Source organism: Geodermatophilus sp. TF02-6 (assembly GCF_003319115.1).
GTDB lineage: Bacteria > Actinomycetota > Actinomycetes > Mycobacteriales > Geodermatophilaceae > Geodermatophilus.
On the sequence record NZ_QOHF01000007.1, the window covers coordinates 28,310 to 41,167 of the forward strand.

Sequence of the window (12,858 nt, forward strand, 5' to 3'; positions counted from 1 at the left end):
CGCGTGGTCCCGCCACCGCGACCCTCATCGCAGCTCCTCCCTCCCGCGTCGACGGCGACAGGGGCATCGTCCGCAGCCGGCCGGGCCGTGTACACCCGGCAGCCGGGACTTCCTCGCCGCCGCCCCGCTGCGGCCGGCCGACGCCGTCCGCGCGGCGATCCACCCCGCTGCCGACCCGCGCCCGACCGCGGCGCGATCCCCCGTTGCCTCCGGCCGCGAGGACGAGGACCCTGGGCCGCGCGGCGATGCCGCAGGAGCACCGCCGTCTCGGACGAGCACGTCCAGGAGAGGAGCGGTGGCGTGTACGCGCGATCGACCACCATCCGCGGCAACCGACAGGCGATCGACGAGGGGATCGGCTACGTCCGCGACGAGGTGATGCCCGCCGTCCAGCGGATGGAGGGCTGCGTCGGCCTGTCGATGCTCACCGACCGGGAGAGCGGCCACTGCATCGTCACGACGTCCTGGCGCGACCAGGAGGCGATGCACGCCAGCGCGGAGGGTGTCCGCCCGTTGCGCGACCGGGCGGCCGAGGTCTTCGGCGGCCAGCCCGAGGTGCACGAGTGGGAGGTCGCCGTGATGCACCGGGTGCACGAGGCACACCACGGCGCCTGCACCCGGGTCACCTGGATCCGCGGCGACCCCGACTCGATGGACCGTGCACTCGACGCCTACCGGATGAGCCTCGTCCCCCGGCTCGAGGACCTCCAGGGGTTCTGCAACGTCAGCCTCATGACGCACACCGCCGAGGGCATGGCCGTCACGGCCGTCACCTACGACAGCCACCAGGACATGGCCGACACCCGCCAGCAGGCCCGGGCGCTGCGCGACGAGTTCGCACCCGCGCTGGGCGTCGCCGTCACCGACATCGCCGAGTTCGACCTCGTCCTGGCCCACCTGCGGGTGCCCGAGACCGCCTGACCGCGGGCCGGGCATGGGAAGCGATACGTGCGTTCTCGGGCTGCAGACGCACGTATCGCTTCCCATGCCCGGCCGGTGGCGCTCAGACCACCCGGGTCAGGGCGGGCCACAGGTCGTCGGCGCCGTCGGCGAGCAGGCCGGCGCCGAGCACCCTCGACCAGGTCAGCTCCGAGCCGGCCTCGTCGCGCCACGACCACAGGCGGCGGGTGAGGTGGTGCAGCCGGTGCTCCTGGGTGAAGCCGATGGCGCCGTGCACCTGGTGGGCCAGCCGGGCGACGACCTCGACCGCGGCTCCGGCGCGCACCTTGGCCGCCGCGGCGGCCAACACGGCGTCCTCCCCCCGCTCCAGGGTCTGCACGGCGGCGTCGACCAGCGCGCTGACCGCGGTGACCTCGCCGGCCATCTCGGCCAGCTCCATCTGGATCGCCTGGAACCGGCCCAGCGGCCGGCCGAACTGCTCGCGCTCGCCGGCGTAGGCCACCGTCCAGGCCAGCACCTGCTCGCACGCCGCGGCCAGCTGCACCGCCCGGGCCAGCGCGTAGCGGGCCTTGACCTCGCCGGCCTGGGCGTCGGTGAGCAGCGCGCCGGTGGCCGGCACCTGGTCGAGGACCAGCGACCCGCGCGGCTCCCCGGCCAGGTTCGCCGCGGACGTCGCCTCCAGCGCCGAGGCGTCGACCAGCGCCAGCACCGACCCGTCGACCGCCTCGGGTCCGCGCGCCAGGACGGCGACGTGCCGCGCGACCCCCGCCCACGCGAGGTCGGTCGCCGCACCGCCCAGCGTGAACCGCCCCGGCCCGTCGCCGTCGTCGGACGGGGCGGCGGTGACCATGTCGGCCACCGCGACGGTGAGCGGCTCCTCGACCGGCGGCAGCTCCAGGCCGTGCGCCACCAGCGCCGGACCGGCGACCAGCAGCTGCTCGGCGACCGGCACCGCCGCCGCACCCGCGGCCAGGGTGCGGACGACGGCGACCGCGTCGGCCAGCTCGCCGCCGGACCCGCCGGCCTCCTCGGGCAGCCCGACCCCGGTCAGCCCGGCCTCGGCCAGGGTGGCCCACAGGCCGGCGTCCCACGGCCGCTCGGGCGTGAGGACGAACGGCTCGTGGCCGGCGAGGATGTCCCGGACGGTCTCGACCACCAGGTCCTGGTCGCTCATCGCAGTACTCCCTGGCTCGACTCCGCGCTCGCTCCACTCCTCGCTCGTTCCTCGCTGCGATGCTCACTCGCTGTCGTCATCGCAGCCCCAGTCCGCGTGCCACGATCCCGCGCAGGATCTCGTTGGTCCCACCCCGCAGCGTGTAGCCCGGCGCGTGCAGCTGCGCCTCGGCCAGCGCCCGGCCGAGCGGGTCCGGCGAGTCCAGCGACACGGGCACCTCGACCACCCGGCGGACCTCGTCGACCAGGTCGGCCTCGAACGTCGTCCCGACGTCCTTCACCAGGGCGGCGGGGATGTCGGGCAGCTCGCCGCGGTCGAGGGCCGCGGCGATCCGCAGCGACAGCTGCCGCAGCGCCAGCAGCCGCGCGCTCACCCGCCCCAGGGTCGCCAGCTGGGCGGCGTCGCCGGAGTCGGCCGCGCGCCGGGCGAACTCGGCCAGCAGCGGGTAGGTCGACAGGAACCGCTCCGGCCCGGACCGTTCGAACGCCAGCTCCGCGGTCACCTGGTGCCAGCCGGCGCCCTCCTCGCCGAGCAGCATGTCGCCGGGGACGACGACGTCGTCGAAGACCACCTCGTTGAAGTGGTGCCCGCCGTCGAGGATGCGGATCGGGTTGACCGTGACGCCCGGCAGCGACAGGTCGACCAGCAGCTGGGTCAGCCCCTGGTGCTTGCCCCGCGGCCCCTCCCCGGGCGGCCCGCTGCGCACCAGCACGATCGCGTAGTGCGCGTGGTGGGCGTTCGACGTCCAGACCTTGGCGCCGTTGACCACCCAGTCGCCGCCGTCGTCGCGGCGGGCGCGGGTGCGGATGGAGGCCAGGTCGGAACCGGAGTCCGGCTCGCTCATGCCGATGACGAAGAAGCACTCGCCCGCCGCGATCCGCGGCAGGATCGCCCGCCGCTGCGCCTCGGTGCCGTAGCGCAGCAGGTTCGGCCCCGACTGGCGGTCGGCGATCCAGTGCGCGGCCACCGGGGCACCTGCGGCCAGCAGCTCCTCGGTGACCGCGTAGCGCTCCATCGCCGAGCGCTCGTGCCCGCCGTACTCCTTGGGCCAGGTCATCCCCAGCCAGCCCCGCTCCCCCAGCTTCCGGGAGAACGCCGGGTCGACGCCCGAGAGCCAGGTGTCGACGTGCGTGGTGAACGTGCCCGCGGCCAGCTCGGCGGCGAGGAACTCGCGGACCTGCGCCCGCACCTCCTCCGCGGCCTCGGACGGTGGCGCGGGCGCCAGGGTCAGCGAGCTGTTCATACCGTGCGACTCCCCACCTCGGTGTGGCCTGTCCTCCCCGGTTCTACAGGGGCGCCGGGCACCGCGCCCACCGGGTCGAGCTCCTCCCCCGCGGTCACGGGCGCCCGGTCGACCCGGACGGCGTGCCCGCGCGGGTCGCCGGCGACCACCCCCTGACCACCCCGGCGGGGCCGAGCAGGGGTGGGGCGCCGGGAGCAGGAGGCGGCGTCAGCGGTCCGCCGTCGGCTCGTCGTCGTCCGGCTCGGGGCCGCGGGTGAGCTGACGCAGCTCGGAGACGACGTCGCCGGCCACCGTCGTCAGCGAGTTGACCGCCCCGGACACCAGCCGCCGCACCCCCGCGCCGTCCAGGCCGAGCAGCGAGCCGAACCCGGCGGCGACGTCCACCCCGGGGAAGGCCCCCGCCGCGCCGCGCCCGTGCCCGTCGGCCAGCTCCGGCGACCAGCGCATCGCGTCGCCGGACATCGTGATGTCACCGGTGGCCCCGTCGATGGACTCGATGACCGGGTTGGGGGCCCCCGGGTCGGGGGAACGCTCCATGGCCGCCTCCCGCGCCGCACGTGCCGTGCGCCGATGGTCGCGCGCGGCGGTGCCCGGCGCCAGAGCTGACCGGCGCGGTGCCGAAGCGACGCGGCAGCGCGGGCTACGGCGACCGGGTGATCGCCAGCAGCGCGACGTCGTCGGGCCGCAGCCCGCCGGCCAGCTCGGCCAGCAGCCGGTCGCACAGCTGGTCGGGGTCGGCCGTCCCGGCCCGCGCCGCGGCGTCCAGCAGGCGCGCCAGCCCCTCGTCGAGGTCGGCGTCGCGGCTCTCCACCAGCCCGTCGGTGTAGAGCAGCAGCGTCGCCCCCGGCGCGAGCACCCCGGCCCACTCCGCCGCCGGGGCCGGCGCCGGCGGGGCGCCGAGCATCCGGGCCGGCCGCACGTCGAGCAGCCGCGCGCTGCCGCCCGCGACGACGACGGGCGCCAGGTGCCCGGCGGAGGCCACCAGCAGCCGGCCACTGCCGGGGTCGAGCGTGGCGAACAGCGCGGTCGCCATCCGCTGCAGGCCGAACAGCGACCACCCGGCCTGCAACCGGTCGACGACCGCGCTCGGCGGCGGCCGGTCGGCCAGCAGCGCCCGGTAGACGCTGCGCAGCTGCCCCATCACCGCCGCGGCGGTGATGTCGTGGCCGACGACGTCGCCCACGGCCAGCGCCACCCGCTGCCCCGGCAGCGGGACGACGTCGTAGAAGTCGCCGCCGACGTCGGCGCCCCGGCTGGCCGCGAGGTAGCGGACGGCGACCGCCAACCCGGGCACCGGCGGCGGGGCCGGCGGCAGCAGGTTGGCCTGCAGCGTGTGCGACGTCCGGGTCTCCAGCTCCAGGCGCTGGGCCTTGTCCACCACCTGCGACACCTGCAGCGCCAGCTGCTCGGCGACCTCCACGTCGGCCGCGGTGAACGGCCCGCGCCGCCGATCGCTGCCCAGGGTCAGGACGCCGAGCACGCGGCCCTCGGCCAGCAACGGCACGCACACCAGGTCGACCAGGTCGAGGGCGCGGGCGATCTCCAGGTGCCGCTCGTCGGAGGTGACCTCGGCCAGCCACCGCTCGCCCAGCTCGCGGATCCACACCGTCCGGCCCAGCTCCATCGCCTGCACGCTCGGGTGCAGCGACCCGCGGTGCGGCAGGTGCCGCTCCTGCAGCTCGGCGGCCAGCCCGCGGCGCAGCGGGTCGCCGTGCCGGACGGCCGGCCGGGTCAGGCCCTGCTCGGTGACCAGGTCGATGACGCAGACGTCGGCCAGCCGGGGCACCGTCAGCCCGGCCAGCCGCTCGGCGGTCTCGGCGACGTCGCCGGCCGAGGCCATCAGCCGGGCGGCGTCGAGCAGGAACGCCGAGCGCTGCGCCTGCCGGGCGGCCTGCTCGTGCAGCCGCACCCGCTCCAGCGCCTGACCCGCCTGCCGGCCGATGGTCGCCAGCAGGTCGGCGTCGGCCGGGGCCAGCGAGCCGCGCTGCCCGGGCTCGGTGATGTCGATCAGCTCGCTGTCCCCCGCCGCCCCGAGCAGCAGCACCAGCGCCCCCAGGTGGCGGCTGTCGGCGTCCACGGGGACGATGACCAGCGCCTCCTGCCCGGTCTCCTCCATGGCCGCGGCCAGCGCCGGCCACACCGCCCGGATCCCGACGCCCAGCGGCACCGTGTGCACCCCGCCGCCGCGCACCAGCTCCGCCCCGCCGACCGCGGCCGCCTCCATCGCCGACAGCAGGTCGGCGGGGATGCCGTCGGCGGCGACCAGCTCGAACGGCGGCACCGACGCCCCCGGCCGCGCCGTCGGGTGCCGGTCGGCGGCCAGCCACAGCCCCGCGCCGCTGGCGCCGACGGCCTCCCGGCTGCGCGAGACGACCACCTCGGCCACGTCGCGGGCCGAGGTCGCCGCCGACACCTCCGAGACGACCTGCTGCAGCGCGCGCGACCGAGCCTCGGACTCCGCCGCCGCGCGCTGCGCGGCCAGCAGCGCCCGCTCGTAGCGCCGCCGGGAGGTGGCCTCGAACACGGTGGCCCGCACCAGCACCGGCGCGCCGCCCGGGTCGCGCAGCTCGACCGCGTTGAGCAGGCACGGCAGCAGCGACCCGTCGACCCGGACGACGTCGAGCGCCACCTCCCGCACCGCGCCCTGCATCCGCAGCAGCGGCGCCAGGTGCGTCTCGTAGAACACCCGGCTGCCGACGTCGAGCAGGTCCTGCAACCGCGACCCGAGCACCTCGCCGGCCGCCCGGCCGGTCCACGCGCAGAAGGTGCGGTTGACCTTCACCACCCGCCCGTCGGGCAGCGCGGAGAAGTACCCGCACGGGGCGTTCTCGTACAGGTCGACCGGGTCGTCCTCCAGCAGCCGGCGCAGGTGCGCCGGGTCCTCTCCCGGGTCGGGGGGCCGCAACTGGTCCGGCACGGCGGCCTAACCGGCGAGGAAGGCCCGGATCGCGGCGGCCGTCTCCTCCGGCGCCGACAGGTGCGGGCAGTGCCCGGTCGCGGCCAGCCGGGTGAACACGCTGCCCGGGACGTGCTCGTGCACGTAGCGGCCCACCGCCTCCGGCGCGATGGCGTCGGCGCTGCACTGCAGCACGAGCGTGGGCACCCGGACGCCGGGCAGGTCCGCGCGGTTGTCGGAGAGGAACGTGACGCGGGCGAACTGCCGGGCGATCGCCGGGTCGGTGCGGCAGAAGCTGTTGGACAGCTCGGCGGCCAGCTCGGGGTGGTCGGGGCCCATGACCACCGGGCCCATCGCCGCCGCCCAGCCCAGGTGGTTGCTGTCCAGCGACTCCAGCAGCGCGGCGACGTCGGCCCGCGAGAAGCCGCCGGTGTAGTCGCCGTCGTCGACGTAGCGCGGGTTCGGGCCCACCATGACCAGCGCGCCGAACACCCCGGGCGCCCGCGCGGCGGCCAGCACGCCGATCATCGCGCTCACCGAGTGCCCCACGAACACGGCGTCGCGCAGCGCCAGCTCCCGGCAGACCTCCACGACGTCGGCGGCGTACCCGCGCAGCGAGCCGTACCGGACCGGGTCGTAGGCCGAGAGGTCCGACCGCCCGGAGCCGACGTGGTCGAAGAGGACGACGCGGTGGTCGGCGCCGAACCCGGGCGCGACGAAGCGCCACACCTCCTGGTCGCAGCCGAACCCGTGGGCGAACACCATCGGCCGCCCGTCGGCGGCTCCGCTGACGCGGACCCGGTTGCGGGCGAGCACGCTCACCGGGCGAACGTATCCGGCCGGTCGCCCTCCTGTCCCCACCCGCCGTCCCCCGGTGCCCCACGGGCGGCACCGGGGACGGTCGCGGGCGCGGTCAGTAGCGGGACGTCCCGCAGTCGGCGCAACGCTTGCGCGGCGGGTGGGTCACGCACTCGCAGTTGGGGCAGGTCCAGGCGCTCCGGTCAGGGCGCTGGTGGGTGCGCGAGCCGGACGGGTGCCGGGTGGGGCGTTCGGTGGTGGTCGGGCTCATGAGTACCTCCTGGTCGCACCCCGGGCAGGGCGCGGCTACCTCATCGGGGTGCGACCCGACGGTACGCGGCCGATGTGGCGGGAATGTGACCTCCACATTGCCGTGCGTGACCGACCCGGTCCACCGGACCCGCGACCCGTGCGGTGTGCGCAGAGGCCTCTGCCGGTCACGGCCGCGTCTGCGTCCGGAACGCGCGCAGGTCGGTGCGCTCCAGCCGGGGGCCACCGGGGTCGCCTTCCTCCTCGCCGGAGTGGGAGCGCGCCGGTGCCGGCGATGAGTTCCTCGCCGGCCAGCGGTCAGGACGACGTGCGCGCGACGATCGTCCTCGTCCCGGGAGCCGGTGGGCGGGCCTGGTACTGGCACCGGCTGGTGCCGGAGCTGGCGCGACGCGGCCAGGCGGCGGTCGCCGTCGACCTGCCCGCCGGGGACGACTCCGCGGGCCTCGAGCAGTACACGCAGACGGTGCTCGACGCGGTCTTCGGCCCCTCGACCCGGCCGCTGGTCGTGGTCGGTCAGTCGATGGGCGGCCTCACCGCGCCCCTGGTGTGCGACCGGGTGCCGGTCGACCTGCTGGTCCTGCTGAACGCGATGGTGCCCCGACCGGGCGAGACCGGCGGCGAGTGGTGGACGGCCACCGGCCACGAGCGGGCCCGGGCGGAGGCGGCACGCTCCTCCGGCTGGCCGCTGGACGACGAGGACGACCCGTTCGTCCACGACGTCCCGCCGGAGGTCATGGCCACCGCACCGACGCCGTTCGCCCAGTCGGGGACCCCGTTCACCGAGCCGTGGCCGCTGCCCGCCTGGCCCGACGTGCCCACCCGCGTGCTCGCCGGCCGGGACGACCGGTTGTTCCCCCTGCAGTTCCAGCGGCGGGTGGCCGCCGAGCGGCTGGGCCTGCCGGTCGAGGAGCTGCCCGGCGGGCACCTGATCGCGCTCAGCCGGCCGGCCGAGCTCGCCCAGCGGCTCGTCGACCTCGTGCTCGCCGCTCCCGGCCGGTAGCCGCCCGGTGACCGCCACGACGTCCGGCACGGTCCCGGCCGCTGCGGAGCGCCTGACCCGCACGTGCGGGAGTGCCGGGGGACCATGGGCGTTCGTCCGCCGCAGTCGAGTGCCGATGGAAGAGACGCGCAGTGCCGACGACGCAGCCCGATGTCGTTCCCCACCCCGAGATCGAGTCCGAACAGCAGTACGTCCATGACCTCTACGACCGGCTCGACGCCGCCCGGGAGCTCGCCGAGCGACGGCTCGAGCAGGCCATCGCCTGGCCCGCGGTCGACCCGCAGGCCCTGCAGGAGCGCGACGCCACCGTGCGCTTCCAGACCGAGCGGGTGACCGCTCTCGACGCCGCCGAGGCCGGCCTGTGCGTCGGCCGGATCGACCGCACCGACGAGGGGCCGCTCTACATCGGCCGGATCGGGCTGGCCGCCGACGACGCCGGTGGCGACCCGGCCCTGGTCGACTGGCGGGCCCCCGCGGCGCGGCCGTTCTACACCGCCACCCCGGTGCGCCCGCTGGGCGTGTCGCGCCGCCGGCACATCCGCACCCGCGGGCGCACCGTCGTCCGGCTCGACGACGAGCTGCTCACCGACGGGGTGGCGACCTCCGGGCTGACCGGCGAGGCCGCGCTCATGGCCGCCCTCGACACCGCGCGCACCGGCCGGATGACCGACATCGTCCGCACCATCCAGGCCGAGCAGGACCGCGTCATCCGCGCCGACGACCGCGGCGTCCTCGTCGTCCAGGGCGGGCCGGGTACCGGCAAGACCGCCGTCGCCCTGCACCGCGCCGCCTACCTGCTCTACACCCACCGCGAGCGGCTGGCCCGCCGCGGGCTGCTGGTCGTCGGGCCGACGCCGACGTTCCTGCGCTACATCGCCGACGTGCTGCCCTCCCTCGGCGAGACCGGGGTGCTGCTCGCCGGGCTCGGCCAGCTGCACCCGGGCCTGGACGCCCGTGGGTGCGAGTCACCGGAGACCGCCGCGGTCAAGGGGCGGCTGGAGATGGTGGAGGTGCTGCAGCGGGCGGTCGACGACCGGCAGGTGGTGCCCGAGGGCCCGCGCGAGGTGGTCGTCGACGGGTTCGCGCTGCGGCTGCGCCCGAACGACGTCAAGCGCGCGCGGACCGCCGCCCGCCGAGCCGACCGGCTGCACAACCTGGCCCGGCCGGTGTTCGCCCGCCGCATCGTCGACGTGCTGACCGCGCGGTACGCCGAGCGGCTCGGCGCCGGCATCGACGGCGGGAGCGGCCTGCTCGATCGGGAGGACGTCGCCGCGCTGCGCCGCGAGCTCGAGACCGAGCCCGCCGTCCGGCTGCTGGTCGACGACCTGTGGCCGGTGCTCACCCCGGAGCGGCTGCTCACCGAGCTCTACGCCGACCCCGCCCGCCTCGCCGCCGCCACCCCCGGCTGGTCGGACGCCGACCGGGCGCTGCTGCACCGCCCGCGCGGCAGCGCTGTGTCCCCAGCAGCATGGACGCCGGCCGACGTGCCGCTGCTGGAGGAGGCCGAGGAGCTGCTCGGCTTCGACGACAGCGCCCAGCGGGCGCGGGCCGAGCGGGACCGCCGCCGCCGGCTGGCGCAGGCCCAGGAGACCCTCGACGTGCTGCACGGCTCGCGGTCGGTCGACCTCGAGGACGAGCATCTCGAGGCAGAGGTGCTCAGCGCCGGCGACCTCATCGACGCCGAGGCGCTGGCCGAGCGGCAGCGGGCGGTCGACACCCGCACCACCGCGGAGCGGGCCGCCGCCGACCGCACGTGGACCTTCGGCCACGTCGTCGTCGACGAGGCGCAGGAGCTCTCCCCCATGGCCTGGCGGCTGCTGGTGCGCCGCTGCCCCACCCGGTCGATGACCGCCGTCGGCGACCTCGCCCAGACCGGCACCCTCGGCGGCGCCGAGCACTGGGAGGAGACGCTGCGCCCGCACGTCGGCGACGCCTGGCGGCTGGCGGAGCTGACCGTCAACTACCGCACCCCCGCCGAGATCATGGCCGTGGCTGCCGACGTCCTGGCCGCCGGCGGGACGGGCGCGACCGCGCCGCGCTCGGTGCGCCCCGGCACCGCCGCCCCCTGGGCCGAGGTGACCGGCGAGACGGCGCTCGCCGGCCGCGTCGCCGAGGTCACCGCCGGGCTCGCGACCGGCGAGGGCACCACGGCGGTGGTCGCGCCGGCGAGCCGGGTCGCCGAGGTCGCCGCCGCGGTGGCCGCGCGGGTGGACGGCGTCTCCGCGGGCCCCGAGGCCGACTCCGCGCTGGGCCCGGTGGTGCTCACCCCGGCCGAGGCCAAGGGCCTGGAGTTCGACGCGGTGCTCGTCGTCGACCCGCGGCGCATCCTGGACGAGGGCGTGCGCGGGCACAACGACCTCTACGTCGCGCTGACCCGCGCCACCCAGCGGCTCGGCGTCCTCTCCCCCGGCGCGCTGCCGGCGGAGCTGTCCCGCCTGGCCTGATCGGGGTGGCCGGTCCGGCGGCGCGCCGGACCGGTGTGGAGGAAGCTGGGTGGGCCGTGCGAGAGGACGGGGAACGACATGGTGGCGCCCGAACAGCTGGCCGTGCCGGCCTGCGTCGACACCGCACGCCGGCCCGCGCCGCCGCAGCGGCCGCTGACCCGGTGGCTGCTGCACGACCGCGTGCAGCCCGAGGGGCCGGCCTCCGCCGGCACCGGGCACCGGGGCCACCCGTGGTGGCAGGTCATGTGCCTGACCGGGGTGGACTACTTCTCCACGCTGTCCTACCTGCCCGGGATCGCGGCGCTGACCGCCGGGGCGCTGTCCCCGCTGGCCACGCTGCTCATCGTGGCGCTCACCCTGTTCGGCGTCCTGCCCATGTACCGCCGGGTGGCCGAGGAGAGCCCGAACGGGCAGGGCTCGGTGGCGATGCTGGAGGACCTGCTGCCCTTCTGGCGGGGCAAGGTCTTCGTCCTCGTCCTGCTCGGCTTCGTCGCGACCTCGTGGATCATCACGATCACCCTGTCCGCGGCCGACGCCAGCGTGCACGTGCTGGAGAACCCGTTCTTCCCCGACGCCCTGCACGGGCACGCCGTCGCGCTCACCGTCGTGCTGCTGCTCGTCCTCGGCGGGGTGTTCCTGCTCGGCTTCACCGAGGCCGTCGCCGTCGCCATCCCCCTGGTCGCGGTGTTCCTGCTGCTGAACCTGGTGGTGGTCGTCGTCGGGATGAGCGACGTGCTGGCCCAGCCCGCCGTGATCGGCGACTGGGTCGGGCGGCTGACCGAGGGCGGCGGCGGGTTCGGCGACGTGGTGCTCCCCACGGTGGCCGCCTTCCCGCTGCTGGTGCTGGGGTTGTCGGGGTTCGAGACCGGGGTCAGCATGATGCCGCTGATCGCCACGGACGGGCGGACGCCGGCGCAGCGGCTGGCCACCCGGGTGCGCAACACCCGCAAGCTGCTCACCACCGCAGCGGTGATCATGAGCGGGTACCTGATCGCCACCACCCTGGTGACGACGGTGCTCATCCCCCCGGGCGAGTTCGCCCCGGGCGGCGCGGCCAACGGCCGGGCGCTGGCCTACCTGGCCCACGAGCGGGTGGGCCAGGTGTTCGGCACCGTCTACGACGTCAGCAGCATCCTGATCCTGTGGTTCGCCGGCGCCTCGGCGATGGCCGGCCTGATCAACATCGTGCCGCGCTACCTGCCGAGCTACGGGATGGCACCGGAGTGGGGCCGGGCGGTCCGGCCGGTCGTCCTGGTCTACACCGCGGTGAGCGTCCTCATCACGCTGGTCTTCCGGGCCGACGTCAACGCGCAGGCGGGGGCGTACGCCACCGGGATCCTGGCGATGATGGTGTCCGCCGCCCTCGCGGTGACCATCTCGGCGGCGCGCCGTCGGCGCCGCGGGCCGGCCATCGGCTTCGCCGTCCTCACCGCGGTGCTGCTCTACGCGCTGGTCGACAACGTGGTGGAGAAGCCCGACGGGCTGACCATCTCCGCGTTCTTCGTCCTCGGCATCGTGGCCATCTCGCTGGTCTCCCGGATCACCCGCACCACGGAGCTGCGCGCCGAGCGCATCGAGTTCGACGACGTCGCCCGCCGGTTCGTCACCGACTCGCTGGCCCACGACGGCCGGCTGCACCTGGTGGCCAACAAGCGGCAGGCCGGCGACCGGGAGGAGTACGCGGAGAAGGAGGCCGCGCAGCGGACGATGAACCCGGTGCCGTGGACGGCCGACGTGCTGTTCCTGGAGGTCGACGTGGTCGACCCCTCCGTCTTCAGCGGGGTGCTGCACGTGCACGGGGTGCAGGTCGACGGGCACCACGTCCTGCGCACCGACGCGCCGGCGGCGCCCAACGCGATCGCGGCCGTCCTGCTGGCCCTGCGCGACGCCACCGGCGTGCGGCCGCACGCGCACTTCGAGTGGTCGGAGGGCAACCCGCTGACCCACCTGTTCCGCTACCTGCTGCTCGGCCAGGGCGACACCCCGCCGGTGGTGCGCGAGATCATCCGGGAGGTCGAGCCCGACCCGGCCCGGCGCCCCGGCATCCACGTCGGCGGCTGAGAAAGGGCCTCCCTGCCCCCACCCCTCGGGGAAGGACCCCGTCCTCCCCACCCCTCGCAGGCTCGGGGCGGG

At 76.2% G+C, this 12,858-nt stretch carries 10 protein-coding genes; 4 read left to right on the forward strand and 6 right to left on the reverse strand.

The features are described 5' to 3' along the window. Window positions 1-300 precede the first annotated feature (300 nt). Window positions 301-921 (forward strand): hypothetical protein, encoded by a 621-nt coding sequence (locus DQ238_RS08195; RefSeq protein WP_113780809.1) that lies wholly within the window; start codon window positions 301-303, stop codon window positions 919-921. An 82-nt stretch (window positions 922-1,003) separates the two neighbouring features. On the opposite strand, the gene DQ238_RS08200 is transcribed toward DQ238_RS08195, so the two are convergent. From DQ238_RS08200 to DQ238_RS22725, 6 genes are all read right to left on the reverse strand, one after another. Next, complete coding sequence (locus DQ238_RS08200) at window positions 1,004-2,074, reverse strand: acyl-CoA dehydrogenase family protein (protein WP_113780810.1); 1,071 nt, start codon at window positions 2,072-2,074, stop codon at window positions 1,004-1,006. A 76-nt stretch (window positions 2,075-2,150) separates the two neighbouring features. After that, window positions 2,151-3,317 carry an acyl-CoA dehydrogenase family protein gene (locus tag DQ238_RS08205; protein ID WP_113780811.1) on the reverse strand — a complete coding sequence of 389 codons (1,167 nt, stop codon included), beginning with the start codon at window positions 3,315-3,317 and terminating at the stop codon, window positions 2,151-2,153. Window positions 3,318-3,524: 207 nt separating this feature from the next. Further along, window positions 3,525-3,854 (reverse strand): hypothetical protein, encoded by a 330-nt coding sequence (locus DQ238_RS08210; protein ID WP_113780812.1) that lies wholly within the window; start codon window positions 3,852-3,854, stop codon window positions 3,525-3,527. Window positions 3,855-3,957: 103 nt separating this feature from the next. After that, window positions 3,958-6,234 carry a SpoIIE family protein phosphatase gene (locus tag DQ238_RS08215; protein ID WP_113780813.1) on the reverse strand — a complete coding sequence of 759 codons (2,277 nt, stop codon included), beginning with the start codon at window positions 6,232-6,234 and terminating at the stop codon, window positions 3,958-3,960. 6 nt (window positions 6,235-6,240) lie between these two features. After that, window positions 6,241-7,035 (reverse strand): alpha/beta fold hydrolase, encoded by a 795-nt coding sequence (locus DQ238_RS08220; protein ID WP_233495813.1) that lies wholly within the window; start codon window positions 7,033-7,035, stop codon window positions 6,241-6,243. 91 nt (window positions 7,036-7,126) lie between these two features. Further along, complete coding sequence (locus DQ238_RS22725; protein ID WP_158550734.1) at window positions 7,127-7,282, reverse strand: hypothetical protein; 156 nt, start codon at window positions 7,280-7,282, stop codon at window positions 7,127-7,129. Window positions 7,283-7,555: 273 nt separating this feature from the next. Here DQ238_RS22725 and DQ238_RS08225 point away from each other — a divergent pair, with 273 nt between their 5' ends. The 3 genes from DQ238_RS08225 (at window position 7,556) to DQ238_RS08235 (ending at window position 12,786) form a co-directional block, all read left to right on the forward strand. Further along, window positions 7,556-8,281 (forward strand): alpha/beta fold hydrolase, encoded by a 726-nt coding sequence (locus tag DQ238_RS08225; RefSeq protein WP_233495814.1) that lies wholly within the window; start codon window positions 7,556-7,558, stop codon window positions 8,279-8,281. Between the two features lie 131 nt (window positions 8,282-8,412). Continuing rightward, the gene (locus DQ238_RS08230; protein WP_113780815.1) at window positions 8,413-10,725 is read left to right on the forward strand and encodes an ATP-binding domain-containing protein; all 2,313 of its coding nucleotides are present in this window, start codon (window positions 8,413-8,415) and stop codon (window positions 10,723-10,725) included. 78 nt (window positions 10,726-10,803) lie between these two features. Further along, a complete protein-coding gene (locus DQ238_RS08235) occupies window positions 10,804-12,786 on the forward strand; it encodes an amino acid transporter (protein WP_113780816.1) in 1,983 nt (660 codons plus the stop codon). The last annotated feature ends 72 nt before the right edge of the window (window positions 12,787-12,858 follow it).